Annotated in this window: 19 protein-coding genes and 3 pseudogenes; 10 read left to right on the forward strand and 12 right to left on the reverse strand. The window is 70.7% G+C overall.

Going from position 1 to position 25,247, the window contains the following annotated elements:
• The first annotated feature begins 433 nt into the window (after positions 1 to 433).
• The 4 genes from ACZ3ZE_RS36800 to ACZ3ZE_RS36815 all read left to right on the forward strand — a co-directional run bounded on the left by ACZ3ZE_RS36800 (position 434) and on the right by ACZ3ZE_RS36815 (position 6,836).
• On the forward strand, positions 434 to 3,244 hold the full coding sequence (locus ACZ3ZE_RS36800) for a TIM-barrel domain-containing protein (protein WP_467262162.1): 2,811 nt from the start codon (positions 434 to 436) through the stop codon (positions 3,242 to 3,244).
• 188 nt (positions 3,245 to 3,432) lie between these two features.
• Positions 3,433 to 3,939, forward strand: coding sequence for a MarR family winged helix-turn-helix transcriptional regulator (locus ACZ3ZE_RS36805; RefSeq protein ID WP_442304778.1), 507 nt, complete (start codon positions 3,433 to 3,435; stop codon positions 3,937 to 3,939).
• A 97-nt stretch (positions 3,940 to 4,036) separates the two neighbouring features.
• Positions 4,037 to 6,112, forward strand: coding sequence for an MMPL family transporter (locus tag ACZ3ZE_RS36810; RefSeq protein WP_467262164.1), 2,076 nt, complete (start codon positions 4,037 to 4,039; stop codon positions 6,110 to 6,112).
• A 571-nt stretch (positions 6,113 to 6,683) separates the two neighbouring features.
• The gene (locus ACZ3ZE_RS36815) at positions 6,684 to 6,836 is read left to right on the forward strand and encodes a hypothetical protein (protein WP_467262166.1); all 153 of its coding nucleotides are present in this window, start codon (positions 6,684 to 6,686) and stop codon (positions 6,834 to 6,836) included.
• Between the two features lie 102 nt (positions 6,837 to 6,938).
• On the opposite strand, the gene ACZ3ZE_RS36820 is transcribed toward ACZ3ZE_RS36815, so the two are convergent.
• Both ACZ3ZE_RS36820 and ACZ3ZE_RS36825 read right to left on the reverse strand, forming a co-directional pair.
• Entirely contained in the window at positions 6,939 to 7,382 is a 444-nt protein-coding gene (locus ACZ3ZE_RS36820; protein WP_361176421.1) for a peptidase inhibitor family I36 protein, read from the reverse strand.
• A 240-nt stretch (positions 7,383 to 7,622) separates the two neighbouring features.
• Positions 7,623 to 8,588 (reverse strand): AraC-like ligand-binding domain-containing protein, encoded by a 966-nt coding sequence (locus ACZ3ZE_RS36825; RefSeq protein ID WP_467262167.1) that lies wholly within the window; start codon positions 8,586 to 8,588, stop codon positions 7,623 to 7,625.
• 206 nt (positions 8,589 to 8,794) lie between these two features.
• On the opposite strand from ACZ3ZE_RS36825, the gene ACZ3ZE_RS36830 reads away from it, so the two are divergent.
• A complete protein-coding gene (locus ACZ3ZE_RS36830; RefSeq protein WP_467262169.1) occupies positions 8,795 to 10,306 on the forward strand; it encodes an oxidoreductase in 1,512 nt (503 codons plus the stop codon).
• On the opposite strand, the gene ACZ3ZE_RS36835 is transcribed toward ACZ3ZE_RS36830, so the two are convergent.
• From ACZ3ZE_RS36835 to ACZ3ZE_RS36845, 3 genes are all read right to left on the reverse strand, one after another.
• Positions 10,303 to 10,722: an AAA family ATPase gene (locus ACZ3ZE_RS36835; RefSeq protein WP_467262171.1), complete on the reverse strand. Its 420-nt coding sequence runs from the start codon at positions 10,720 to 10,722 to the stop codon at positions 10,303 to 10,305. The genes ACZ3ZE_RS36830 and ACZ3ZE_RS36835 overlap by 4 nt on opposite strands.
• 87 nt (positions 10,723 to 10,809) lie before the next feature.
• A complete protein-coding gene (locus ACZ3ZE_RS36840) occupies positions 10,810 to 11,178 on the reverse strand; it encodes an MmcQ/YjbR family DNA-binding protein (RefSeq protein ID WP_361629704.1) in 369 nt (122 codons plus the stop codon).
• Positions 11,175 to 11,348: a hypothetical protein gene (locus ACZ3ZE_RS36845; RefSeq protein WP_467262173.1), complete on the reverse strand. Its 174-nt coding sequence runs from the start codon at positions 11,346 to 11,348 to the stop codon at positions 11,175 to 11,177. The genes ACZ3ZE_RS36840 and ACZ3ZE_RS36845 overlap by 4 nt, the downstream gene beginning before the upstream one ends.
• 115 nt (positions 11,349 to 11,463) lie before the next feature.
• Between ACZ3ZE_RS36845 and ACZ3ZE_RS36850 the strand changes: the two are divergent.
• A pseudogene (locus ACZ3ZE_RS36850) lies at positions 11,464 to 12,001 on the forward strand (helix-turn-helix domain-containing protein).
• A gap of 30 nt (positions 12,002 to 12,031) precedes the next feature.
• Here ACZ3ZE_RS36850 and ACZ3ZE_RS36855 read toward each other — a convergent pair.
• The 3 genes and pseudogenes from ACZ3ZE_RS36855 to ACZ3ZE_RS36865 all read right to left on the reverse strand — a co-directional run bounded on the left by ACZ3ZE_RS36855 (position 12,032) and on the right by ACZ3ZE_RS36865 (position 18,329).
• Positions 12,032 to 12,846 (reverse strand): annotated as a pseudogene (locus tag ACZ3ZE_RS36855) (zinc-binding dehydrogenase).
• 635 nt (positions 12,847 to 13,481) lie between these two features.
• Entirely contained in the window at positions 13,482 to 14,015 is a 534-nt protein-coding gene (locus ACZ3ZE_RS36860; protein WP_467262175.1) for a P-loop nucleotide/nucleoside kinase family protein, read from the reverse strand.
• A gap of 1,530 nt (positions 14,016 to 15,545) precedes the next feature.
• Positions 15,546 to 18,329 carry an AfsR/SARP family transcriptional regulator gene (locus ACZ3ZE_RS36865; protein ID WP_467262177.1) on the reverse strand — a complete coding sequence of 928 codons (2,784 nt, stop codon included), beginning with the start codon at positions 18,327 to 18,329 and terminating at the stop codon, positions 15,546 to 15,548.
• Between the two features lie 228 nt (positions 18,330 to 18,557).
• On the opposite strand from ACZ3ZE_RS36865, the gene ACZ3ZE_RS36870 reads away from it, so the two are divergent.
• Together ACZ3ZE_RS36870 and ACZ3ZE_RS36875 are read left to right on the forward strand one after the other, a co-directional pair.
• Positions 18,558 to 19,628 carry a right-handed parallel beta-helix repeat-containing protein gene (locus tag ACZ3ZE_RS36870; protein WP_467262179.1) on the forward strand — a complete coding sequence of 357 codons (1,071 nt, stop codon included), beginning with the start codon at positions 18,558 to 18,560 and terminating at the stop codon, positions 19,626 to 19,628.
• Positions 19,629 to 19,708: 80 nt separating this feature from the next.
• Complete coding sequence (locus ACZ3ZE_RS36875) at positions 19,709 to 20,140, forward strand: VOC family protein (RefSeq protein ID WP_361176403.1); 432 nt, start codon at positions 19,709 to 19,711, stop codon at positions 20,138 to 20,140.
• Between the two features lie 19 nt (positions 20,141 to 20,159).
• On the opposite strand, the gene ACZ3ZE_RS36880 is transcribed toward ACZ3ZE_RS36875, so the two are convergent.
• Both ACZ3ZE_RS36880 and ACZ3ZE_RS36885 read right to left on the reverse strand, forming a co-directional pair.
• Positions 20,160 to 20,939 (reverse strand): DUF4389 domain-containing protein, encoded by a 780-nt coding sequence (locus ACZ3ZE_RS36880; protein ID WP_467262181.1) that lies wholly within the window; start codon positions 20,937 to 20,939, stop codon positions 20,160 to 20,162.
• A 266-nt stretch (positions 20,940 to 21,205) separates the two neighbouring features.
• A complete protein-coding gene (locus tag ACZ3ZE_RS36885) occupies positions 21,206 to 22,123 on the reverse strand; it encodes an SDR family NAD(P)-dependent oxidoreductase (protein WP_467262183.1) in 918 nt (305 codons plus the stop codon).
• Between the two features lie 484 nt (positions 22,124 to 22,607).
• Here ACZ3ZE_RS36885 and ACZ3ZE_RS36890 point away from each other — a divergent pair, with 484 nt between their 5' ends.
• Positions 22,608 to 23,069 (forward strand): hypothetical protein, encoded by a 462-nt coding sequence (locus ACZ3ZE_RS36890; protein WP_361176397.1) that lies wholly within the window; start codon positions 22,608 to 22,610, stop codon positions 23,067 to 23,069.
• Positions 23,070 to 23,207: 138 nt separating this feature from the next.
• Here ACZ3ZE_RS36890 and ACZ3ZE_RS36895 read toward each other — a convergent pair whose 3' ends face one another.
• The gene (locus ACZ3ZE_RS36895; protein WP_363292955.1) at positions 23,208 to 23,528 is read right to left on the reverse strand and encodes a hypothetical protein; all 321 of its coding nucleotides are present in this window, start codon (positions 23,526 to 23,528) and stop codon (positions 23,208 to 23,210) included.
• Between the two features lie 561 nt (positions 23,529 to 24,089).
• Here ACZ3ZE_RS36895 and ACZ3ZE_RS36900 point away from each other — a divergent pair.
• Complete coding sequence (locus tag ACZ3ZE_RS36900; protein WP_467262185.1) at positions 24,090 to 24,605, forward strand: hypothetical protein; 516 nt, start codon at positions 24,090 to 24,092, stop codon at positions 24,603 to 24,605.
• A gap of 526 nt (positions 24,606 to 25,131) precedes the next feature.
• Here ACZ3ZE_RS36900 and ACZ3ZE_RS36905 read toward each other — a convergent pair.
• Positions 25,132 to 25,247, reverse strand: a pseudogene (locus ACZ3ZE_RS36905) (IS481 family transposase); the annotation flags it as partial.

Here is a 25,247-nt window from a genome sequence, read left to right on the forward strand (position 1 = left end):
CGGCCCCTGCGGCCCCTGCGGATCGATCCCGCCGGCCCTTGCCGTCCCCGCCCCCCGCGGGCTGGCCCCCCCCCCCCCCCCCCCCCCCCCGGGGGGGGCCCCCCCCCCCCCGCCCGCCGCCCCCCCCCCCCCCCCCCCCCCCCCCCCCCCCCCCCCCCCCCCGCGCGCCCCGCCCCCCCCCCCCCGCCCGCCCCCCCCCCCCCCCCCGCCATGTCTCCGACGAGCGGGCCCACCGCGCCGCTCCTCACCACCACCCCACCCCTTCCCCCTCGAATGCTTGAACTTGCGCGTAACCATGCCTGTTTGAGCACTTGACGTCATCCATGCCCCGCTGCTGCCATGTCCATGTCTCACGCCCCCACGCGCGGGGCAGCTCCAACGACCACTGCCCGGCGTTCCCGGCGCCGCAGACCTCGTGAGGAGAACCAGCCGCATGACAGCCGCAGCCCTGCCCACCCCGCCACGCCCGCGACGGGGCGTCAGACGCACCGCCCTGGCGCTCGCCGCCGTCCTGATCGCCGCCCTCCTGTCCGTCGTCCTGCCCGCGTCGTCCGCGCGGGCCGCCACCGCCGGTGACGCCACCGGGGTCACCCGGTCCGGCGACACGTTCACGGTCGCCACGTCGAGCGGTGCCGCCGCGCGGATCGTGATGGCGCGGGCGGACGTCTTCCGAATCTGGCTCTCGCCCAACGGGGCGTTCACCGACGACCCGGCCGGTGGCGACCTCGCCGTCAACACCGCGTTCGGCGCCGTGGGCGCCACCCTGACCGACGCCGGTTCGTACTACCGGATCGGCACCTCCGCCGTCAGCCTGCGGATCAACAAGTCCCCGATGACGTTCGCCCTGTACCGGTCGGACGACACCACCGTGCTGTGGTCGGAGGCGCAGCCCACCAACTGGACCGGCTCCCAGACCACCCAGTACCTCACCCGGGCCGCCGACGAGCAGTTCTACGGCACCGGGCTGCGGCTCGGCGAGTGGGCGCTGCGGGACAAGACCGTGCCCGTGACCGTCTCCAACCAGTGGGCCGAGAACACCAACGCCAGCCCCGCGCCGTTCTACATGTCCACCAACGGCTACGGCGTCATGCGCAACACCTGGTCCCCGGGCTCGTACTCCTTCACCGCGCCGACCTCCCTGCGCCACAACGAGAACCGCTTCGACGCCTGGTACTTCGCCGGCGGCTCCCTCAAAGACGTCCTGAACGGCTACACCGACGTCACCGGCAAACCCTTCCTCGCCCCGATCTGGGGCCTCGAACTCGGCAACGCCGACTGCTTCAACGCCTCGAACCCCGACTACCAGGGCGCCCACGACCGGCTCCGGCACCAGACGACCCCGGACGTCGTCGGGTACGCGACGGACGCCCGCGCCGCGGACATGCCCTCCGGCTGGTTCCTCCCCAACGACGGCTACGGCTGCGCCTACACCAGCCTCCCCGAGACGGTCACGCAGCTGAAGGCCAAGGGATTCCAGACGGGCCTGTGGACCTCCACCGGCCTCTCCGGCATCGGCTGGGAGGTGGGCACGGCCGGCTCGCGGGCCGTGAAGACGGACGTCGCGTGGATCGGGGGCGGCTACAAGACCGCCTTCAAGGGCGTGCAGCAGGCCGTGGACGGCATCGAGTCCAACTCCGACGCCCGCCGCTTCGTCTGGACCGTCGACGGCTGGGCCGGAACCCAGCGCAACGCCGTCGTGTGGACCGGCGACACCTCCGGCACCTGGGACGCCATGCGCTGGCACGTGCCCGCCGTCACGGGCGCGGGTCTGTCCGGCCTGAACTACGCGAGCGGCGACATCGACGGCATCTTCGGCGGCAGCCCGAAGACGTACGTGCGCGACCTCCAGTGGAAGGCCCTCACCCCGGCGTTCATGACGATGTCCGGGTGGGGCCCCGTCAACCCCTCCGCCGGCTACCAGGACAAGCAGCCCTGGCGCTTCTCCGAGCCCTACCTGTCGATCAACCGCAAGTACCTGCAGCTGAAGATGCGCCTGATGCCGTACCTGTACACCATGAGCCGCAACGCCACCGACACCGGCGTCCCGTCCACCCGGGCCATGGTGCTGGAGTACCCGAACGACCCGGTGGCGCGCGGGAACCAGACCAGCGGGCAGTTCATGGCGGGCGACTCCCTCCTCGTCGCCCCCGTCGTCACCGACACCACCACCCGCGACGGCATCTACCTGCCGGCCGGCAGCTGGACCGACTACTGGACCGGCAAGGTCTACAACGGACCCGGCTGGCTCGACGGCTACTCCGCCCCGCTCGACACCCTGCCGCTCTTCGTGAAGGCCGGCGCGATCGTGCCGATGTGGCCGCAGATGAACTACACCGGCGAGAAGCCCGTCTCCACCCTCACGTACGACATCCAGCCGCGCGGCACCTCGTCCTTCACCCTCTACGAGGACGACGGCGTCACCCGCGCCTACAAGACCGGCGCCTCCGCGCGGCAGCGCGTCGACGTCACCGCGCCCGCGTCCGGTACGGGCGACGTGACCGTCTCGGTGGGCGCCAGCACCGGCTCGTACACGGGCAAGCCCGCCGCGCGCGGCTACGAGTTCACCCTGCGCAGCGCGAACGCGCCGGGCACCGTCAAGGTCGGCACCACCACGCTCCCGGCGCTGGCGAGCAGGGCCGCCTACAACGCCGCCACCACCGGCTGGTTCTACGACGCCGCCGACCGTTCGGGCACGCTCTGGGTGAAGACCGGCAGCACCGGTGCCGCCTTCGCGTTCACCGCCACCGGCCTGACCGTCCCGGCCGGGACCGCCGTCGGCGGTACGGCTCCGAGCAGCCCGATCAGCCAGGCCGGCTGGAGCGTCCGCTACGCCGACAGCCAGGAGACGGCCTCCGAGAACGGCGCCGCCGCCAACGCCATCGACGGCAAGCCGTCCACCCACTGGCACACCAAGTGGTCCAACGGCGCCACCGCACTCCCGCACGAGATCCAGATCGACCTCGGCGCCCGCTACGACGTCGACTCCCTCACCCAGCTGCCCCGACAGGACGGGGGAGTCAACGGCCGCATCGGCTCCTACGAGGTGTACGTGTCCGACAGCACGACCTCCTGGGGCGCCCCCGTGGCCACAGGCACCTTCCCGGACACGGCGGCGGCCACCAAGGTGTCGTTCACCGCGAAGTCCGGCCGCTATCTGCGGCTGCGGGCGTTGTCGGAGGCGGGGAACCGCGGCCCGTGGACCAGCGTGGCCGAGCTGACGGCCACGGGGCGGCTCTCGGGCTGAGCTCGGTCCGGCTGTACGGAGGTGGGGGCGGGCGCTGTAGCTGCGCCCGCCCCTCGATCGCGCTGGCGGCCGCGGCGCCCACCCTGGAGGCGGTGGTGGTCGGCTCCACGCCACCGCAGGCGTCCGCTTAGGCTGGGCGAGTGGGTGATGCACAGACGGACACGGTGACGACGGACGCGACGGAGACGGTGAACGCGGCAAACGAGGCGAACGCGGCCAAGGCGCAGGCGACGCCGCCGGGCGCCAGGAATCCGACCGCCCTCCAGAACTTCGCGGTCGCCCTGCGCCGCACGATCGGCGAGATGAACCGCCTGGTCCACGGCTTCGCCGCCGACGAGGGCCTGCACCCCACCGACGTCCACGCGCTGGCCTTCGTGCTCGACCACCCGGACACGTGCACCCCCGGGCTTCTGCGCGAGCACCTGGGGCTCACCTCAGGCGCCGTCACCGCCTGCCTCGACCGCCTGGAGAGGGCGGGTCACATCCGGCGCAGCCGGGCCTCGGACGACCGCCGGGTGGTGCGCGTCCACTACGCCCCCGGCGCGCGCGCCTCGGCACGGGCCCACTTCCTGCCCCTGGCCGAGGCCGCGGGCCGCGCCAACGACCGCTTCTCCGAGGACGAACTCGCGGTCGTCCTGCGCTACCTGAACGCCCTGAACGAGGAGCTCGGCACGCTCCGCGCTCCCCGCCGCTGAGGAAACCCCTGCAGACCGAGCCCGAGCGCCGCCCATGCTTGAATATCCCTCAATCATTGAAATACTTGACTGCTGAGAGATCTCAGGGGAGCGTCCCATGTCCACACCCGCACGCTGGGTGCGCAGACTGCTGCCACCGCTGGTACTCGTCGTATGGCTGGCCGTCGGAGGCGGACTCGGCCCGTACGCGGGGAAGTTGGGCGAGGTGGCGACCAACGACCAGGCCGCCTTCCTGCCCCGCAGCGCCGAGTCGACCCGGGTCCTCCAAGCCCAGGAAGCGTTCCGCCAGGAGGAGACCCTCCCCGTCCTGGTCGTCTGGACCGCCCGGGACGGCGGCCCCCTCGCCCCGGGCGCTCAGGCCGCCGCCACCCGGGCCTTGGCCTCCCTCGACGGCACCGAGGGCGTGGTCGGCGCACCGTCCCCAGCCTTCCCCTCCGAGGACGGGAAGGCCCTCCGAGGCGTCGTCCCGCTGCGGCCCGACCTCGGCGACGCACTACCCGACGTGCTGGCCGCGACCGACGCGGCCGTGTCCGCCGTACCGGGCACCGAGGCATGGCTGGGCGGCCCCGCCGCGACCCAGGCCGACCTGCGGGACGCCTTCGCCGGCATCGACGGACTCCTGCTGGTCGTCGCCCTGGTGACCGTCCTGACCATCCTGCTCCTGGTCTACCGGAGTGTCCTGCTCCCCCTGCTGATCATCACCAGCGCCGTGTTCGCGCTCGGCCTGGCCTGCGCCGTCGTCTACGTCCTCGCCGACCACGACCTCGTCCGTGTCGACGGCCAGGTGCAGGGCATCCTGTCCATCCTGGTCATCGGCGCCGCCACCGACTACGCCCTGCTCCTCGCCGCCCGCTACCGCGAGGAACTGGGCGCCCGCGACGGCGCGCGCGTCCCCGCCCTGCGCGCCGCCCTCCGACAGTCCTTCGGCCCGATCGTCGCCAGCGCCGCCACCGTCGCGCTCGGCCTGCTGGCCCTGCTCCTCAGCGACCTCACCAACAACCGCGCCCTCGGCCCCGTCGGCGCCATCGGCATCGCCTGCGCAGTCCTGAGCACGGTGACGTTCCTCCCCGCCGCCCTCGTCCTGCTGGGCCGCGCCGCGTACTGGCCCGCCCGCCCCAAGGCCACCACGGACGCCGAGACGGCCCACCCCGCCTGGCGCAAGGTCGCGGCACTCGTCGACCGCGCACCGCGCAAGGTCTGGGCCGCGTCCCTCGCGGCGCTCCTCGCCTGCGCCGCGTTCTCGTTCACCCTGGACTCCAAAGGCGTGCCGCTCGACGAGATCTTCGTCAACGAGGCTCCGTCCGTCGCCGCCCAGGCCCGCCTGAGCGAACACTTCCCGGGCGGCGCCGGCAATCCCGCCGTCGTCATCACGGACGCGTCCGCCGAACACCAGGTCCGAACAGCCGTCGAAGCGGTCGACGGAGTAGCGTCCGCGACCCCCTACACACCCCCGGGCGCCCCGCACCCCCTCGTGGTCGACGGCCGAGTCCGGCTGGACGTCACCCTCAAGGCCGCCGCGGACTCCGACGCCGCCAAGGAAACCGTCGCCGCGCTGCGCGCCGCCCTGCACGCGGTGCCGGGGGCCGACGCCCTCGTCGGCGGTACGACGGCCCAGCAGTACGACACGCAGGTCACGGCGGCTCGCGACAGGGGGCTGATCGTCCCCGTCGTCCTCGCGATCATCCTGGTGATCCTGATCGGCCTGCTGCGCTCTCTGCTGCTGCCCGTCCTCCTGGTGGCGACGGTCGCGCTCAACCTCCTGGCCACACTGGGCGTCTCGGCCCTCGTCTTCGAACACGTCCTCGGGTTCACCGGCACCGACTCGGCCGTCCCGCTGTACGGATTCGTCTTCCTCGTCGCACTCGGCGTCGACTACAACATCTTCCTCATGTCACGCGTACGAGAGGAGACCCAGCTCCACGGCACCCGCGAGGGCCTGCGCCGAGGCCTGGTCGCCACCGGCGGCGTCATCACCTCGGCCGGCGTCGTCCTCGCCGCGACCTTCGCGGCGCTCGGAGTGATCCCGCTGGCGTTCCTCGTCCAGATCGCCTTCATCGTCGCCTTCGGCGTCCTCCTCGACACCCTGATCGTCCGTTCCCTCCTGGTCCCCGCCCTCGTCCGCGACATCGGCCCCACAGTCTGGTGGCCGAGCACACTGCGCCACCGCCCCTGACCCATGACGGACGCGGCCGAAGCCGGCGCCGGACTCCACACCGACGGGCGAGGGCAAGCGCACGGGTACGGCGGGCGCGGGTGGCGCCGGCAGCATCTTGCACGGGCACGTTCACCGCCACCGCAAGCCCACGGCGCTGACCGGCCAGTTCAGCGCGCGGGGTGCGGACAGGCTCGCGGCCGGGGCTGATTGCTGGGTGCGCTGCGACGCGAAGAAGGTGCTGCCGTCGCTCGGGGACGGACGAGGGCGACGCGGCCGAGTGCTACGACCCCTTGCGAAGGCTGGCCGCGCTGGCGATGCCAGTCACAGCCGGTCCGAGCCCTCACTCTCCCGCAGTAGCCATTCCCTGACCGAAGGAGCACGGTCGAGCAGTCGCCTTACCTGCATGCCTTCTTCGCGTGAGGTCACCCTCGCCAGCGGGGTGAAGTCGTCGGGGAGCACGTCCAGGAGGCTCAGCACGCGGTCTCCGGCATGCAGAGCGATCAACAGCTCGCATCGCAGCTGCCGTGGAACGTCCTGTCGGTGCGACAGGCTGTGCCACAGCGCCGGCCACAGGCCTATCGGTTGGCCGATGCGGACTGAGGGTGCGACGTACGCGTGGTACTCCAACGTGGACCGCGACCACGACGAGTTGGAGCGTTCGCCCCTAGCTGTCCAGCAGCGGGCGCGTTCGGCCGGGCGGTTGATCCGGCAGCGACCGGCGCACATCCCCTCCGTCGAGTGACGGCGAGCACGTGCACCGGCCAGGTGTGACCGGTGGCCTACCGCGGGGCCCGAAACCGCCCCTCGCTGCGATCGGGGGGCGGTGCGTTCCGGGCTGCCGGGCCTAGTAGAGCGTGAGGCAGCTGGCCGTGTCGTTGACGCCGGTCGGGACGTTGACCGCGGGCCCGTAAGGGGTGTAGTGCCCCACGCTGCTGGAGCAGCGGCCACCGCTGTACACGTCGTACAGGTCCATCGTGCCGCCGCTCCTGTTCCACAGGGCGCTGATCTTGTTGTTCATGTCGACGTTGGCGAGGACGAAGGTACCGGCCGAAGGCACCACCCACATCTGCCCGGTGCCGTTGGTGCTCTGCCACACACAGGCCTGGGTGTGCAGGCAGTTGTCGAACGACTCGGGGCCGGGGGGAGTGCTGAGCTTGATGGGCTGGATGACGGTCACGGCGCTGGCCGCCGTGATCCCGGACGGTGCTTCGGCCGCGACAGCCGTCCCGGTCGCGGACCCGGATGCGACCAGCATCGCGACTGCTGCCAGGGCGACACGCTTACGCATCGATCCCTGCTGTCGGGCATGGGCGGTGGCGGTGGCGATGCCACGAAGGTTCAGTTTCAACGGACTTCCTCTCCGCAAGGTAGGTGCCCGGGCCGGCGCCGGTCACGGGTCGGGGCGGAGTGGATTCGCCCCCGGGCCCGGTGATCCGGCCGCCACTTCGGGCGGTGAGGCTCCATCGTCCGGCCGGTCCGGCCTGTCGGCTTGTGTGTGCGTGCGTGACGGATTGTGGTTCCGCGCGGATCACCGGAGGCGAAACATCTCCGCACGGAACTCTCCCGGGCTCACCCCGTACGCGGCCTTGAAGGCCCGGCTGAACTCCGCCGGCAGGAGCAGCCCCCATCGGGCTGCGAGGGCAGCGATAGGCAGCTCGCGCAGCCGTGGGTCGGCGAGGTCGGCACGGCACCGTTCCAGCCGTAGGCGCCGGATGGTAGCCGCGACCGTCGCGGGCTCGTGCCGGAACAGGGTGTGGAGGGTCCGGAGCGAGATGTGATGGTGGGCGGCGATGGAAGCCGGCCTCAGGTCGGGGTTGTGCAGATGGAGGCTGATGAAGGCGACGATCCGGGCGCGCAGCTCCGCTGTGCGGGACTCAGCCGGAGCGAGCTCCGCTCTTCCGAGTACCTCGGCGGCGAAGCAGGTGACGAGGTCGGCGATGACGGCGCCCAGCCGGTGGGTCTCGGCTGGGCCGAGCCGCGACGCCTGCGCGACGAGGGTGTCCACATGCTGGCTGAGCAGGACACCACTCACCGTGTCGTGTGGTAGCCGTCGGGCAAGGAGCTGGTCGGTCTGCGCGGTGGGGAGGGAGAGGGCGCCTCTCGGGATGCGAAGGATGGTCACCTCGGCCACGGCATCTCCGGTCCGGATTTCGGCCTCCAAGGGGTGCGAGGTGTCGAAGAGGACCATGTTGCCCGCGGCGATGAACCCGTCGTTGCGGAGCTGGGTGCAGCCCATGGTCCCGCTCCGCACCCACCCCAGCTGGTAGGCCTCGGGGTCGACCTGCCGGATGTGCCGTGCAGTACGGGCTGCCCGCAGCGGCGGGAACGTGAAGTGCGCTACCTGCACCGCGCCGAGTTGGAGGGCGGCCACCTCAGAACGGAAATCCTGCGCGTGCGGCGTGGAGAGCGCGATGGGGAGGATGTACTGCTGGACCTGGTCGGAGTACCAGGCGAAGCGGTCCCTCGCCCCCACGGCACTGCTCGACAGCGTCACCCAAGGTCCGCCGCCGCCGGCACGCCTCTGGTTGGGGGTCGAGCCGGACGGCTCCACAGGACGATCATCGGACACCCGTACATCGTGCGGAGCACGCGGGGGCGTGGAACAGCGCCTTTCCGGTCGAACCGTTCTTAGAACTCCTAACGGAATGAACCGGTTACCCGCTTGGCGCGCCTGAGTGAGTAGATCATTACTCTGCATGGGTGCTGTCCTATGACGAGATGACCCCGCCGGAGCGCGAGCTGTGGGACGCCTTCCCTGAGGGGCGTCGCGTTGACCTGCGCACAGGAGTACCCGACGCGGACGCTCCCGCTGCGGGTGACCGGTGGGGCCCCGACCGTACTGTCCGCGCGGCCGTCGTGGCGACGCTGTTGCTCGGCGCGAACGAAGACCGGTCTGGCACCGTAGCCGCCTTGCGACTCACCGGCGCGCGTATCACCGGTCGTCTCGACCTGTCCGGGGCGGAGATCAGTCACACGTTCTTGCTGCAGGGCTGTCGGCTGGACGAGGCGGTGCAACTGCACGGTGCGACGACCCGGACGATCGAGATAACGGACAGCTGGGTGCCGGGGATCAACGCCGAGCTCGCCCGAATCGAGGGTGACCTGGACCTGAGGCGGTCGACTCTCGAAGGCGGCTCCCTCATACTCGTCAACGCTCGTATGGCCGGGAATCTGGTGATCTCGGATGCCAGGATCTCGGGCCCGGAAGAGTGGGCAGTGCGCGCGGGCGGCCTCGTCCTGGATGGCGGCGTCTTCGGCCAGCGGCTCACCACGCAAGGCGGACTGCGGCTGCCCGGCGCAAAGCTGCTCAGCGGCCTGTTCCTGCAAGGCGCACGGCTGGGGAACACCGCGGGCGTCGCACTTGCCGCAGGAAGTATGGCCGCTTCGACGGTGGACTGCTCGCAGGGGTTCACCGCGCAGGGAGGCGTACTGCTGCGAAGGGCCCGAATAGAAGGTCTGCTGACCTTCGAAGGAGCCCATCTGAACGGGGATGGCGTAGCCCTGGACTGCGTATCCATGCACGTGGGCGACTTCGACTACAGAACCGCAGCACCGCTCTCAGGACTGGTGGATCTCCGGTCCGCCCAGGCCGCCTGGTGTCAGGACAGCGAGCAGAGCTGGCCGAGGAAGGTGCTCCTGGAAGGGTTCACCTACGGGTCCATCCGATTCGGGGACGCCCCGTCCGCGGCAGGCGACGACGGACCGCCTGCGAGGGACGAGGTGGCCCGTCGCCTGGCCTGGGTCCGCCGGAATCCTGGCTATGTCCCGCAGCCGTACGAGCAACTCGCGGGCTGGTATCGGCAAATCGGCCATGACGATGACGCCCGCCGCGTGCTCCTGGCCAAGCAGCGCCACCGGCGTCTCACCCTGTCCCCGCCGGCCCGGGTATGGGGGCACCTGCTGGACGTGACGGTGGGCTATGGCTATCGGCCCTGGCTGGCTGGCGTCTGGCTCCTCGCGCTGACCCTACTGGGCACGCTGGCCTTTAGCACTCACTCTCCCAGCCCGGTCAAACGAGACGAAGGCAGCCCGTTCCAGCCCCTCGTCTACACGCTTGACCTTTTGATCCCCCTCGGTGGTCTGGGTCAGCGCACGGGGTGGTATTGGCCGAACAGTAGCCTCCAGTGGCTGGCCTACCTGCTGATCGCCTTCGGCTGGATGCTGACGACCGCCATCATCGCCGGTATCACCCGCACCCTGCAGAAAAACTAGTGAGCAATAGTTGAGTTCAGCCGTCGCCAGCAGATCAGTGCGCATCCGAGGGTGAGGAAGGCTTCGTGGATGTCGTCGCGGATCTCCCAGCGGATCCGCGCGGCTTCGTCGAGGCGTTTGAGGACGAGGACCTTGCGCAGTTCGGCTACGCCGGAGAAGGTGGCCGACACCGGTTCGAAGGCCAGGTTGCTGCTGTCCGCGAGGAGCCGGGCGATGGTCGTCTTCCCGACGCCGGGCGGCCCCCACAGGATGGCGGAGCCGAGGCGCTGCTGGGCGACCATGCGGCCCAGCGGGGCGTCCGGGGCCAGGAGGTGGTCCTGCCCGACGACGTCTTCGAGCTGTGTGGGGCGCAGGCGGTCGGCGAGTGGCCGGGTGGGCTCCTCGTAGAAGAACGGCAGGGTCGGTTCCTGTTCCATCGGTCTCTCGCGTCGAAGGCGTACGTGTACGGGTGCGGCGGGCGTCGCACGGCCGCCGGCGAGCGGGGGCTCAGGCGCTCGCGGCGCTCATCGAGCACCAGGGCGGTCGCGTCGCGGCAGCCGCTCGACGGCCAGGTCGTAGGAGTCCTCGACCGCGTCGGTGACCAGTCTTTCAGTGATCCCGGGGCCAGGGCCGAGTGAGATCCAGTGCCGTTTGTCGAGGTAGCGGCCCGGTGTGATCGTGGCGTAGCGGCTCACTTGCGCGCGGGCGTGTTCGGGTTCGCACTTGACCGTGATGATCTGTTCGTCCGGGTCGTCGGTGACGATCAGGAACACCTTGCCCGCGACCTTGTACACATCCAGGTGCTCCGTGAACGGGTAACCGTGGTCCGTCCCGGGCAACGCGAGCGCCGCCTGGCGGGCGGTGTCCTGGAGCCGGTCACCGGCCGCGCTCACCGGGCCGCCCGCGTCGTGCTGCCGTAGGTGTGCGGGTCGACGGGGCGCTCGGCCTGGGGAGGACGGGAGACGACGAGCCGGTGGGACTCGGTGACGAGTTCCCCGACGAGATCCGTGTCGACGCCGTCACCGCGCTCGGCGGCGGTCTTGTGCAGGGTAGATCCGTTCATGGGCGTTGCCTTCCTCGGATGGGCGCGGGCAGGGGCGTCGCATGTCTCGGCGGTCGCGGCGGCCCGTCCTATCCTTCCCCCGAACTCGACAAAAAGGGCAGTAGGCTGCGGACACGTGATGGTCGACAGGCGACACCCCCGCCCGAGCGGCCAGGCCCGACCGGCCGAGGTACCGCTGTACGGTTTCCAGCCCCCGGTCGGCACTCCGTACGGGCTTGAGGTGAGCACCGTCGAGGACTTCTTCGCCCAGCACGACGACTGGCCGTGGAACCCGCCCCGTCCAGGCCGTGCCACCTTCCACTACCTCATCGCGGTAACCGAGGGTGCACTGCGGCACGACGTCGACCACTCCCGGTTGGTGGACGCCCTGGAGCTGAACTTCCGCGAACTACACCGGGCCGCGGACTACGCCGACCTGCTCGGCTCCTCGGTCCGCACCCTCAGCCGCGCCGCCCGGGAGGCCACCGGCAAGGGGGTGCGCGAGCTCATCGACGAGCGGCGGCTGCTCGAAGCCCGGCGCCTGCTGGGACGCCCGCGCTGTGGCCGCTCACCTCGGTTTCACCGATCCCGCGAACTTCGGGCGCTTCTTCCGCGACCGCACCGGCATCCCGCCGGCCGCGTTCGCGGCCCGCGAAGCCACGACCGGTCCGTGAGCGGAGCGCGACGCCCCGACGGCTCGTTTCTCAGCCGTCCAGGATGACGACGTGCTTGCCCGGGGTGCTGCCGGACTCGAGGTCGGCATGGGCGTCACGGACCTGCTCCAGGCCGCGGTAGACCTCGCGACCGGGACCTTGAGGCGCCCTTCGGCGATGGCCTGGAGCTCGTGGGCGAGACGTCGGCCGGGAGGTCGGCGGCCTGACCGCCGTAGGAGGTCAGCCGCACCCCGTTGGGGTCATGAACGGGGTGAAGTCGGGGACCGTCCACTGGCCCGCCAGGGCTCCGGTGAAGCAGAGCCCACCAGTTCCAGTGCGGCGTCGACGCCGTCCGGCATCAGCTCGCGCACCTGGTCGGCGAGGGTGCCGTCGTCGACGAGGGGATGGTCGACGCCCACGGCCCGCAGTTCCCCGGCCCGGTCCGGGCTGCGGGTGGTGGACAGCACGGGGGCTCCGAGGTCCTTCGCGATCGTGGCCGCGCTCAGCCCGACCGTGGAGGTGCCGCCGCGGATCAGCAGCGTCTGCCCCGCCCGCAGGCCGAGGCCGGTGGTGAGGGAGCCGCACGCGGTCTGGAACATCTCCGGCAGCGCCTCATCGATCACGCCGACGCCCTCGATACCGGGAACGCGCGGGTAGGTGACCGATGCATCCGAATCGCCCTTGCGGGTGGTGATCTCGGACTCGTTGACTCCGAACGCCTTCACCTGGATTCGCACCCAGCCGGGCTTGCGTACGGGCACCGGCACATCCTTGATCTCCAGTGCGTCCAGGCCGCTGGGCCGGGTGACGACGACGGCCCGCATCGTCGCCGGTGCGGTATTGCCGGCTACTGTCCGCTGGCTCATCCCAGGCTCCTTGAGAGGCTCTGCGTCAGGGCGGCGTCGATCGGGGGTCCGCTGTCGTCGACGACGGTGTTCCGAGGGACGAGGGAGTGCGGATGGGAGCTGTCGGGCCAGTGCCGGCAACGCTCGTGCTCCCATGCCGTGATCAGTCCGAGGGTGAATGCATCGAGGTAGATCACCACGTGATCCATCCGCCCGGAGCGGCGCAGTCGCGAGCGGCGATGATCGTGCGGCTGGCGCGGGTGCCGGGCTGCAAGGCGTCAACGAGCTGACGGCATGACCGGGGTGTCCGTACCGGTCGCCGACGGCGGCAAGGTGACCCGCCCCGGCGTCGCCTAGCAGGCAGACGACCCGCTCGCGCTCGCCTCCGCCGCCTGGATCGTCGGCAAGGGCCTGCGCATCGCCGACCAGACGGAGGAGAACCGATGGGGAGTACCGACGCGGTGCCCCGCCCTCGGCGAGGCGCATGGTCCGAAGTCGTGAAGGGTAAGTGGTGCCGGCGGGAGTGCGGTCCAGGGCACGGTGTTGCCTCGTGGAGCCGCGCTGCCAGCGATGGCCGGACAGGGCCGCTCACTCTCATCCGCCGGCACGCTGGCGGAACCGGCCGCCCGCGGCAGGGTGTGCGGTTCGCGGCTTTCTCAGGGCGCGGGCTGTGGGGTTTGTGCCGCGATGGCCACATACTCCTGGGCCTTCGCCACGTTCGAGGCCAGGTTCGCGGTCGAATCGAGCACCAGCCGGTGGTCGGTCCAGGGCTCGTACTCGGCCCGTCGTTCCTGAACTGCTCTCCAAGTCGGCTCCTCGAAGCCGACGATGCCGCGGGATCGGCGCTCCAATCGCTGCCGATGAACCCGCAGGTCTGAGCACACCACCTCGATGAACGCCACTGGCACACGGTGGCGGTCGGCCACTGCCCGCCATTGCCGGCGAGCCGCCTCCACCGCGTTGACCGCGTCGACGATCACGCTTTGGCCCAGCGTCAGCACACCGTCGGCCACTGCTTCGGCAACGAGGTAGGCCGCCAGGCCTGTTGGCTGACCGCGGTCCACGCCGGCACGCCACATCGCCGCCTCTACAGGGTCGACCGCCACTACCGCGGCAGGCAGCGCCTGTCCCAGTCGCTCGGCGACCGAGCTCTTGCCCGCTGCGGGCAGGCCGGCCATCACGATCAGCATGACGGCACTGTCGCATACCACGTGGGTGCTCAGACGTGACCTGAGGGCCCCGCAGCCCGCACTGTCCCTGACGTTCCGCACCGGTGTACCTGACAGCCACTCTCCAACATCCCATAATGACAGCGTGGTTGACTCGTGGGGCGAGCGAGGCGACAGGGAGAACCGATGCGCGTGCACGCAGCGGTACGGCAAGGGGACTGGTCCGTCACCCGCCACGCATCGTTCGGCGCCGGGTACCTGGAGGAGATCGAGGCTCTCCTTCGGGTCGCCGGAGCCGCAAGGGCGCCGGACGACAGCAACGCGGACTGGCACAGGCTGGACGGTCAGCTCCTCGAACGCGCTGTGGCTGTGGACACAGACGGCTGCGCCACCGTCGGCGAGCGGCGTACGCGCTGCCTGGAAGCGGCACTGCGTACAGGTCTGGCCAAGCCGGCGAAGGGTTCCCGGCCGTCAAGAGTGTGGCTGGCGGATCCTGCCTCCGACCAGAAGCTGCCGGACCACCTCCCGCTGGAGCGGGCGGATCTGGCCGACGGCGACCTGCTGGTGCTGAGCATCGGCGACCCGCCTCTTCGTCGTCGAGGAGCAGCGCGGCCCGGACGCGGTCAAGCGGTACTGGCGCCGGCACCTGGAGCCCGAGGTGTACCGCGTCCTGGCGCCGCTGCGCTGGCTGGACTGGCAGCCGTACGACGCTCAAGGGGCCTACGAGGTGGCCTCCGCCCTCGGTGCCGATCCCGCTCTGCTTCCCTGCCTGGTCCTGCTGGCCCCGGCGCACACCGCGGCCGGCGCACCAGGTGAGGCTGACCGGATCGTCTTCCCCGTCCAGGAGGCCACCCCGCCCTGGTTCCGCACGCTCTTCGGCCACCTCGCCCGCCTGATCGGACCCACGGCCAGGCCCCCGGAAGAGTCCTGGCACGAGCGTTACTTCCGGCGCATCCGGTACTCGTTCGGTGCTCCCGTCTCCGTGCAGGCCGCCATCCAGCGCCTTGGCGTGTCGCCGTCGGCCGACCGGGTCGCCGACAGCGAGGCGTTCGCCCGGGTCCGCGCCGCCGAGCAGGCCGTCCCGGACGCCCTCGTTCCCGCGTCCGTGGCGGCCGAGCACCCCGGACACCACTTCACCGACTGCCGTGTCGTCATCCACTCGGGACCAGCAGGAGCCACCGTGACGGAGAACTTCTACTTCCAGGGCACCCACACCACCTTCATCAACAAGCCGGTGGACACGGTCGTACGCGATTTCCAGCACACCTATGCGGCAGCCCCCGCTCGGGACGAGCTGACCCACCTGCTCACGCTGGTCCTGAACAGCAGGGACCTCCCCGACGCCGACCGCGAGGAGGCGGCTGACGCGGTCCACGATCTCGCCCGCATCACCGCCGAGCCGGAGCCCGACACAGCGATCGCCCGCACCCGCGTCCAGCGGCTCCGCGAACTCCTCGTCGCCGGCGCCGACATCGCCCAGCCGGCGCTGGCGATCGTGGCGTCGGTGGCAGGGATGCTGGCGGGTGACACCGGGCATCCGCTCGTGGGGTCTCAGTCGCCGAGTTTGCGGCGCAGTTCGGCGGTGGCGGGGTGGCCGATCTCGTCGGCGATCGCCAGGGCCCGGCGCCAGGCACGCCGGGCCTCCTGGGTGTCGGCGAGGGCGTGGTGCGTGTCGCCGAGGTGGTGGTGTATCTCCGTCTCGCCGTACCGGTCGCCGAAGCTGCGATCCAGCACGAGGGCCCGTCGGTAGCAGTCGAGGGCGTCGGCGTACTCGGCGAGGTGGTGGTGTGCGTAGCCGAGGCTGTCCCATGCCCCTGCTTCGCCCTGCCGGTCGGCGATCGCCTGGTTGAGCTCCACCGCCTGGGTGCAGTACGTGAGTGCGGCCCGGTGGTCGCCGAGCGCGATGTTGAGCCAGCCGATGTTGTTCAGTGCTTTGGCCTGGCCTGTCCGATGGCCGGTCTGCCGGTACAGGGTCAGGGCCTGCTCAGCGTGGTCGAGTGCGTCGCGCTGGCGTCCTTGCTGGTTGCGCACCCAGCCCAGGCCTCGGTGGGTGTGGGCCTGGCTGTCCCGATCGCCCAGAGCCTCGTAGAGGACCAGGGCGTGCCGGAAGTGGGTGTGGCCTTCGTCGAGCCGCCCGATCTGGGTGTAGACGTTGCCGAGACTACGGTGCGACGCGGCCTTCCAGGACTCGTTGCCGAGCCGTCGTGCCGCTTCGAGCGCGATGTGCTGGACGACGGTCCAGTCGTGCCAGTGTCCGCGGTGGTCGAAGAAGGTCTCGACGGCCCGGGCCAACTGCCAGGCGTGCGCGTCGTGGGAGGTTCGGACGGCCAGGTCGATGGCGCTGAGCAGCACGGCGTGTTCGACGGTGAACCAGGTCAGGGCTGCATCGTGGTCGGCCAAGGGCAGCGGAGTCACGCCAGGCCGGACAGTGGCCGGGCGGATGTCGTCCCGGTGCGGGTCCAGCCGCCGGGCCGCTGTGCCGGCCGTTTCGAGGTAGAAGTCCATCACTCTCAGAAGGGCCTCGTCGCTGCCGTCGGCCCGTTCCGCCGCCGCGCGCTCGACCGCGTAGAGACGTGCGAGGTCGTGCAGGCGGTAGCGGCCGGGTTCGGGCTGCTGGATGAGGTGGGCGTTCTCCAGTTCCCGTAGCGTCGCCCGTAGGACCGGGGCCGGCCAGGCGATCACGCCGGCGAGGGCGGCCAGGCCGATCTCGGGGCCCGGGGCCAGTCCCATCAGCTGGAACACGTCCGCCGCCCCGGGCGTCAGCGCGTTGTACGACACCGTGAACGCGGCGCGCACGTTCGCCGTCAGGTCCCCCGCGTCCAGGGCGTCGAGCCGTGCCGACTCGTCCTTGAGCTCCTCGGCCAACACGGCGAGCGGAAACGCCGGGTGGGTCGCCGCTCGGGCGCCGACCACACTGATCGCCAGGGGCAGCCCCGCGCAGTGCTCCAGCAGGCCGGCGACGGCGTCCGGCTCGGCCGCCCCCCGGTCGTGCCCGACATGGCGTGCCAGCAACTCCCGTGCCTCGGAGTCGCTCAGCACATCCAGCGTCAAGAGCCGTGCCCCGTGGGTGCTGACCAGCCCGGCCAGCCGCCGGCGGCTGGTGACCAGAACCGTGCAGGTGGCACTGCCCGGGAACAGCGCGTCCACCTGCTCGGTGTCGGCGGCGTTGTCCAGCACGATCAGCATGCGGCGCCCTTGCACCAGGCTCCGGTAGAGCCCGATCTGCGCCTGTACGTCCAGCGGGACGGACTGGGCGGCCACACCCAGGGCGTCGAGGAAGCCGCGGACCGCGACGGCGGGTGCGACGGGCGGCTCTCCCGACGCGTCGAAGCCGCGCAGGTCCACGTACAACTGCCCGTCCGGGAAGCGGTCGAGGTTCTGATGGGACCAGTGCAGGACCAAGCGGGTCTTGCCGATTCCGCCGATGCCTCCGATCACGGAGATCACCACCGCCCGGCCCGGTGCGTCCGACCCGTCCAGAGCTTTGTCGAGTTCCGCGAGCTGCTGGTCCCGGCCCGTGAACCAGCGCGGACAGGCGGGCAGCTGGCGAGGTGTCGGGAGGTCGGCCCCGGCGGGGAGGGCCGACTGCGGTGAGGGGAGGGCGAGTACCGGATCGGAGGTGAGGATCCGCTGGTGCAACCGGCGCAGGGGCGCTCCGGGGTCGACCCCCAGTTCCTCGGCCAGCTGCCGCTGTACCTGCCGGTAGTGGGTCAGGGCGTCCGCGGCCCGTCCGCTGCGGTACAGAGCGAGCATGAGCTGGCCGGCCACCCGCTCGTCCAGTGGATGCCGCTCGGCTCGCGCGGGCAGGGCGGGCAGGCATTCGCCGTGGCGGCCGGTCCGCAGCAGGGCGTCGGTCCGGTCCAGCTCCGCGGCCCACGCCTCGTCCCGCAGCTGCTCGCGCACGGTGTGCAGCCACGGGGAGTCCAGCCCGGCCAGCGGCTCGCCCTGCCACAGCCCCAGCGCCTCCTCGAACAGGGGCAGGGCGGAGGCGTCGTCCGCGGCCTCGCGGGCCCGCCCGGTCAGGCGGCGGAAGCGGTGCAGGTCCACCGCGGCCTCGCCGACCTCGAGCAGGTAGCCGTCGGACCGGCGGACCAGCCGGGCGCCGTACGGCTCCAGTGTGCGGCGCAGGCGGGACAGATAGGCGTAGAGCGTTTCCCGCCCCCGGCGGGGCAGGCGTTCGTCCCACACCCGGTGAAGCAGCCGGTCGGCCGACACGGGGCGGCCCGCGTCGATCAGCAGGACCGCGAGAACACACTGCTGCCGCGCATGCCCCAGGACCACCGGACGCCCCCCGGCCCACGCCTCGAATGTGCCCAGTAACCGGAACTCCAGCATGCCGTGCTCCCCCCTTCACGCCGGCAAGGGCCCGGCGGGCCCACTCTGACCTGGGATGCAAGGCTGCTCGCAAGGTTTCTCGCAAGGTCGGCCGTACATGGTTGCCGACGTGTCCGAATCCGGGTGGCCCGCCGCCCGGAACAAGTAGGGCAGCTCTCGTGCCGCACGAGTGCCGGGAAGGGACGACTCGCTGGTGCCGCACACGGCCTGTGATGGGGAGGAACATTCATGAGCAAGTATCTGCGCGTCGGCCTGCCGTGTCTGGCGACGGTCGTGATGACGTTGATTCCGAGCGGGGCGGGGGCGCTGGCCGCTCCGGTCGGGGGCGAGGACGTCACCGTGTACGTCGGTTCCGGCGGGACCTCGCTCGCCGGGCTCTCGGGGAAGTCGCTGCTGCGGGCGGCGGGGAAGGCCGGCCTCTCGGCGCAGAGTCCGGTGAGCTCCCTGCGTGACGCCCAGGCCGTACTCAAGGCCAGGAACACGACGAACGCGACCATCATGGTCCGCGGCGGCACCTATACGGATGCCGGGGTGGAGTGGGGGCCGGACATCGCCAGGGGCACGGTCACGGTCACCGCTCAGCCGGGGACGGGCTCTGTCACCTTCGACGGACGGGCGGCCCGGGCGGGGTACTGGACGAAGGTCGGTCCGAAGTCGCCCAAGCTCAACTTCCAGGGGCCGTACACCGTGCAGCGCTACGGCGACGGCGGGATCAAGGCCACCGGCACCAGGAGGGACGGCCCGGTCAAGGGACTCGTGGTCAACGGGATCACCTTCAAGCAGATCGGCAACGCCTGGGTCAGGGGCGGCAAGGGTTTCGCCGGCGTGCACCTGAACTACGTCTCGAACGCCGTGATCACCGGAAACGCGTTCATCAACCTGGAGAACAAGGCGGGCGCGGGCCAGGGGAACACCCACGGTGTCTACCTCGCCTTCAACCAGAGGGAGAGGACGCCGGGGAGCAACGGGAACCTGGTGAAGGGGAACACGTTCCAGGTCATCTCGGGCGATCCGGTCCGCGCCAGTGACGGCAGCAGCGGCAACAAGGTCCAGGGCAACACCTTCAAGAAGGGCCGCGACTACACGGGCAGGACCCGGGGGAACGGCCTCCACGGGATGTTCACCTACTGGGTGTTCCCGAGGGCCGACACCTGCGGAAGGGGCGGGAACACGTTCTCGGGCAACACGTACACCGTGAACTACGACGGCACGAGGCCGCCGGCCGTCCACTCGGGCTCCGACACCGCTCGCACCTGCAACTCCGTCAAGGCGACGGGACGCAACCTCTACAAGCGCTGACCCCGGCATCGTGGGCGGTCCGCCGACTCGGACGGCGGACCGCCGGCGGGAAGGGCACGGCCCCCTGTTATGGTGCGCTGATGTCAATGATCAAACAGTTCCAGGTGACCTTCGACTGCGCGGAACCCGCGCGCCTCGCCGCCTTCTGGTGCGAGGTGCTGGGGTACGTCGTACCGGCGGTCCCGGAGGGCTTTGCGACGTGGGGGGAGTACCACGGCTCGCTGCCGCCCGAGGACGAGATCTACTTCGCGTGTACGGATCCCTCGGGTGTGGCCCCGCGCCTGCTCTTCCAGCGCGTTCCCGAAGGCAAGGTCGTCAAGAACCGGGTGCATCTCGATGTGCGGGTCGGCACAGGGCTCGTGGGTGACGAGCGCCTGGCCACCCTCGAGGCCGAATGCGCACGGCTGACGGCGCTCGGCGCGAAGCACGTGCTGACGCAGCGCGCCGATGGCGTCAACGAGTCGTGCATCACGATGCAGGACATCGAGGGCAACGAGTTCTGCCTCGCCTGAGCCGACGGGCCGAGTCGTTTCAGTGCTGTTCCTCGGTCCGCGGCCCTTCTGAGCCGTCGTAGTCGATCGAGCCCGAGGTCACATGGCCCGCGAGCCCGAGGAACAGGAACAGCCAGACCAGTACCTGCGCGGCGGTGCTCAGGCGGAGCGGACGCGTCGCGGAGTACGAGGGCTGCGCGACTGGGTCGGGCGTGTCACCCAGGAGTCCCTTGGGATACACCGGAGTCAGCATCATCGCGTACGCTCCCAGCCGCATCCGGTACCGGACGACGGCGGCCGTTGCACCGAAGACCGGCTCGGGCAGACGGCCCAGGACGATGCCGATCAGCCAGAACACCCAGCAGACCGCGAACCAGCCGGTCTGCGCGAGGCTGCTGATGATCGCTGCTGGAATCATCAGGATCAGCCGGAACAGTACGGCCAGCCGGTTGAGCGGGGTGGCGCGCAGCTCGATGCGCACCGGATATTCGGGGGCGTCGAAGGCGAACGGCGGGTATCGGTCCACGAGAAGAGCCGCACTTGCCGAGACCCGGGTCTGGTAGGCGAGGACCGAGCCAAGGAAAGACGCGATCGACTCGGGCAGACGGCCCAGGACGAGGGCGCTGAACCAGGCCGCGATCGTGACGAAGAACGCGGCGAACGACAGCACGGCGACGACGATGAACTGCGGCAGGAGCAACAGCCAGCGCAGCAGTACCGTCCAGCGCCGCTGCTGCCCCGGCGGGGGCACGTCCAGAACCGGCCGCCATTCGGCTCCTTCGGCGTCGGCCGAGGGCCGGGGCTCCCAACCTGCTGCCATGCTGCCGCCTCCGTCTCTCCCGCTCCCCGCGCATTCCCAGGTCACGTCGATGCTGCCGCATCCGACCGGCCTTCGCACCGCGACGGGGCCACCGGAACCACACGGCACTCCGCGGCACCGCCGCACCGCGCGGCGGCGCCCTCCGCTGCGCCGTATGCACCGGCTGACGCATCGGGCGGGGCTCGCAGACATCTGCCGTGCCGCCCCATCGACCAGGGGGCGAGGCTGGGCGGATGCTTCGGCCAGGCCGCCCCGCAGTCCGGGGGCTATCGGTGGTTGGCGGCGGGCGCGACACCGCTCGCGTCCACGCTCGCGTCCCACAGCCGGCGTCCTGTGTCAGCGTCCTCCAGCTGGGCCCACAGTCGTTCGCGGTGCGGCCGGCCTCGCAGGCCGAAGATGCGCGGGCCCCACAGCTCCCCTCCGGGGATCCGCTGGTCGAGCACCGCCCGGACCGCGGGCCGGGCGCCGGCGTGCTTGCCCTGGAGCACGAGGCCGGCGGGCGCCGCACGCAGCGCCACCCCGGCCTTCCGTACGTGCACAGGCGGCCGTGACGGGGTGAGCGAGTCCAGTGCCCCGCCTGGGTGCACCACCACACTCGACACAGGGCTGCCCGCGGCGCGCAGCCGGCGGTCGAGTTCCAAGCCGAAGTACATCTGGGCCAGCTTCGACCGGGCGTACGTGGTCTTGGCCCGGTAGTCGGTACGGGTCTGCAGATCGTGCAGGTCCAGGCGTTCCGACTTGGCGGCGAAACTGCCGACGGTCACGATGCGGGCGCACGGTGCGGCCTCCAGCAGCGGCATCAGCCAGTGGGTCAGCGCGAAGTGCCCGAGGTGGTTGGTGCCGAAATGGATCTCATGACCGTCCCTCGTCTCCTTCCGGTCCGGCCCTTCGAGGAGCACGCCGGCGTTGTGGACCACCGCGTCCAGGTGCTCCACCTCTAGAGATTCCGCCGATGCCCGCAAGGAGCCGAGGTCGGCGAGGTCCAAGCCCACCGACCGCACCCGCGCTCCGGGCACCCGCGCGCGGATCGCGTCCATGGCGGCTTCAGCCCGCTCGGCGCTTCGGCTGCCCAACACCACCGTGGCACCGGTGCCGGCGAGCTGCTCAGCGGTGAAGTACCCGATGCCCGCGTTTCCACCGGTGACCAGGTACACCCGATTGTTCGCGGATACGGTCTGAGACATGACGGGAGCTCCCTTGAGGCCTGATGGCGGCTGCTCGGCGGAGCAACTCGGTGTCCACGATGCCGCCGGTCACCGACATATCGCCGACATCCGACCGACAGCGGCGGTCTGACCCCACTGGACCACTGGCAGGCGGACGACCGCCGGCCAGCTTTCGCCAACCTGGAGCTCACCGACCGCTACGCCGACGCCCGGGACAACCTGGAAGCGATCACCGCCGCCCCTTAGCGCCTCGCGTCCGTGGTGACGTGGCTTTCGGAGGTGACTTGACCGGACGCGGGGGGCCCTTTGGCCCTCGTGGGCCCTGGTCCCCGGGTGGCCCCTGCGGGCCGGTCCCACCTTCCGGTCCGGCAGGCCCCTGCAGGCGAGCCCGCGTTTCGGCCCCGATGGCCTCCCTCGCCGTGTTGGCGACCGCCTTGATCCCGAAGTAGGCCGTCGTGATCGCCGTGACGGCGGTGAAGGCACTCGTGAGGATGGGGACGACGTGTTCGCCGTTCTTCCCCAGGTTCGCAATACCCCAGACCCCAGCGACGACAATGGCGAGGTCACTGGCCACGACCGCGATGAGTCCGGTCGCGGAACGGAACGCGTCCGGGTCGCGGTCCTCCTGCTGGTCGCCTCCTCTGTCCTTCCTGACCATGAACAGGGAGACGGCGGCGACCACGAGGACACCCGCGACAAGGACCAGCAGCACGACATCCAGCGGCTTCAAGGCGGCCCCATTTCAGCCGCGGCCTCTCGGGGCCTGACAGCGGGCTCAGGAAACACCATCGAAGTCCAGTCTCACCCCAGGGCACCCGATCAGCATGTCCGGCCGGAGGCGGGGCGAGCTGATCGGGAAGCAGGCCAGGTGGTGGCCCTGCGCCACGGCGCGGCCGGGGCCGCCAACGTGTCGGGGATCAGCCCGGGCCACATCGCGGCAGTGTGGGTCGTCAGGCGGGCGTGACGAACCTCGGGCACGGTGGGAGCGCTCGCCCGGCCGGCTTCGTCGAGCCCTCTGGTGGGGCGCTGTCTCCGCTGGAGCTCTGAGACCTCTTGCGGCAGGTGAGCCGGTGCACGTGGTGTGGAAGGCGTCGGCCGGCGCTCAGTCGGAGTGGTTGATCCATCGCTGCAGCGCGGCGTGGGTGGTGTCGTCCAGCCGGCACAAGGCCTCGATGGCGTCGAGATCGCCGGGCCGGGGCGCGATGCCCGCGGTGGTGAGGGCTGCGTGCAGTTCCAGACGACGGCGGTCGGCCGGCTCGAGGGGCGGGTACAGGCGGGTCCTGGGGCTGGGTGCGGAGAGCGGGCCGGCGTCGCGTTCTGTCGGGATCGGCTCGGGCAGGTCGTCGAGGGCGGCGGGGAAGCGGTAGGGGTCGAGATCCATCAGCTCGGCAGAGCTTGAGGTGAAAGCCTGGAAACCAGTCACAGGTGCCTCCTTGGTCGTCGTGCCACTGCACAGGACGACTGCGGGGGCAGTGTGGTCAGTTGCGGTACGCGAGGGATCTCACCCGGATGTCCCCTATGGCATCTCGTCACAAGTCCGATGAACCAACCCGTCAACCGACCTCGTGTGTTGTGCCTGGTGGGCGGGGCGTTCTGTGAGGTTGTGGGGACTCGCCACGGGCCGTGTGGGTGTCCGCTCCGCTCCCCTCGCGCGCGGGGATGGTCCTCGGGTCTGGGATACACACATGACGGTCGCGACACCTCGGTGTTCAGGTCGCGAACTGTAGCCGGATCATCCGCTTCGCCCGTCCAGAACGCGTGCTTGTGCCGGTCGCCGCGGGTGCTGGCATGGTCCGAGCCGAAGTAGGCGGCTTCGTACACCGCAAGGGCGGCGTACAGCTGCGCGGCCTCGGGAGCGGCGTCGCGTTCTGCGGCTGCTTCGGCTTACAGACCGCGCGAACAGGGCTTGGGCCGGAGGGCACAAGTGGCTACGTGCCTCGGCTGTCGATCATCATCGTGACCAGGCTTGACCTATGCTGAGCCGATGACCGACAACGGCGCACCCACGAGAAGCTCGGGCGCTGAAGAGCCTGGCGTTGACGCGAAACTGCCCGCGACCGTGCGTATCGCCGGGGTTGTGTTGAGAAGGATGGAGAGCCCTCCATCGCTGGCCTGCTGGACCGGTTGCTTCCCGGAGCCGACAGGCGCGGTCGAGAACGCGATCAGTCTGGTGATCGAGCCGGCCGCCCCGCCAGAAGAGGCCACCCTCCATTTCGCCCACGACGTCGTGAGCCACTTCGATGTCTTCGTCGACCAAGCTTTGGCGTACTGCCGCACCCGACTCCGGGAATCGCACTTCCAACTCACAACTGAGGAACTGGGCTGGCTCGACCTTCCGGAGTTGCCACTGGCAGCTCCCGAAGCAACCGTCTGGGCCGACCAAACCTGGGCAATCCGTTTCACGGAGAGCAGGTTCCGGCTGGCGGACCCCCACGGAATCCTCGTGACGTTCAACGGAAGGCAGCCTGTCGACGTTGAGGGCCTCGACGACGAGCAGTGAAGCGCACGACGCGCCATCGGGTGTGTGTTCACGGGTGGCGGTCGGTCGGTTGTCCCAGCGGAATGCCGACAGCCCAACGGATGGCCCGGGACCCGGTGGAACTCCGGGGGCATTGGCAACAGGGCCGCGAACCGCACCCGCAGAGGTGCGGTCAGCCAGGAAGGCAGAACAGGTACAAGTCCCCCCAACGATCACCCCATGTCGCCACTCCGTGATCGCCAGGACTCGTACCCGCTCTGCCACCAGCCTCCCCAACCGCCCCTATCCGCGCAGCCACTTGTTTCCTGGACCTGGGACAGGGGGCTGCTGACGAAGCTGCGGTCGGCGAAGCAGCTGGACCGATCGAGGGCGGTGAGTGACTCCAGCCGCGTCGCGGCTGCTCGGCTGGCCCCAGAGCGGGCCCAGCCCGGTCTTCCGCGCACGGCCGGGCAGCTAGAACCATGGCCTCGTCGACGGGCAGGGCATCCCGCTCGCTGCGTCGCTGACCGGCGGGAACCGCAATGATGAGACCCAGCTGATGCCCCGGCTAGGTGTATTGACCCGGAGCGTTGTTGACGCGGCTGATGGGCGGGTGTCCGTCGAGTGCGGTGTGGCAGCGGTGGTGGTTGTAGGTGTGGAGGAAGTCTGCCAGGGCTTCGGTCC

The sequence above is a fragment of the Streptomyces sp. NPDC023157 genome (assembly GCF_055560575.1).

Excerpts from the sequence above, each read along its gene's own strand:
- ACZ3ZE_RS36870 (WP_467262179.1), top strand. The coding sequence starts at position 18,558 with ATGAGCAAGTATCTGCGCGTCGGCCTGCCGTGTCTGGCGACGGTCGTG.
- ACZ3ZE_RS36835 (WP_467262171.1), bottom strand. The coding sequence starts at position 10,722 with ATGGAACAGGAACCGACCCTGCCGTTCTTCTACGAGGAGCCCACCCGG.
- ACZ3ZE_RS36865 (WP_467262177.1), bottom strand. The coding sequence starts at position 18,329 with ATGCTGGAGTTCCGGTTACTGGGCACATTCGAGGCGTGGGCCGGGGGG.
- ACZ3ZE_RS36860 (WP_467262175.1), bottom strand. The coding sequence starts at position 14,015 with ATGCTGATCGTGATGGCCGGCCTGCCCGCAGCGGGCAAGAGCTCGGTC.
- ACZ3ZE_RS36810 (WP_467262164.1), top strand. The coding sequence starts at position 4,037 with ATGTCCACACCCGCACGCTGGGTGCGCAGACTGCTGCCACCGCTGGTA.
- ACZ3ZE_RS36880 (WP_467262181.1), bottom strand. The coding sequence starts at position 20,939 with ATGGCAGCAGGTTGGGAGCCCCGGCCCTCGGCCGACGCCGAAGGAGCC.
- ACZ3ZE_RS36875 (WP_361176403.1), top strand. The coding sequence starts at position 19,709 with ATGTCAATGATCAAACAGTTCCAGGTGACCTTCGACTGCGCGGAACCC.
- ACZ3ZE_RS36815 (WP_467262166.1), top strand. The coding sequence starts at position 6,684 with ATGCGGACTGAGGGTGCGACGTACGCGTGGTACTCCAACGTGGACCGC.
- ACZ3ZE_RS36800 (WP_467262162.1), top strand. The coding sequence starts at position 434 with ATGACAGCCGCAGCCCTGCCCACCCCGCCACGCCCGCGACGGGGCGTC.
- ACZ3ZE_RS36900 (WP_467262185.1), top strand. The coding sequence starts at position 24,090 with ATGACCGACAACGGCGCACCCACGAGAAGCTCGGGCGCTGAAGAGCCT.
- ACZ3ZE_RS36820 (WP_361176421.1), bottom strand. The coding sequence starts at position 7,382 with ATGCGTAAGCGTGTCGCCCTGGCAGCAGTCGCGATGCTGGTCGCATCC.
- ACZ3ZE_RS36845 (WP_467262173.1), bottom strand. The coding sequence starts at position 11,348 with ATGAACGGATCTACCCTGCACAAGACCGCCGCCGAGCGCGGTGACGGC.
- ACZ3ZE_RS36885 (WP_467262183.1), bottom strand. The coding sequence starts at position 22,123 with ATGTCTCAGACCGTATCCGCGAACAATCGGGTGTACCTGGTCACCGGT.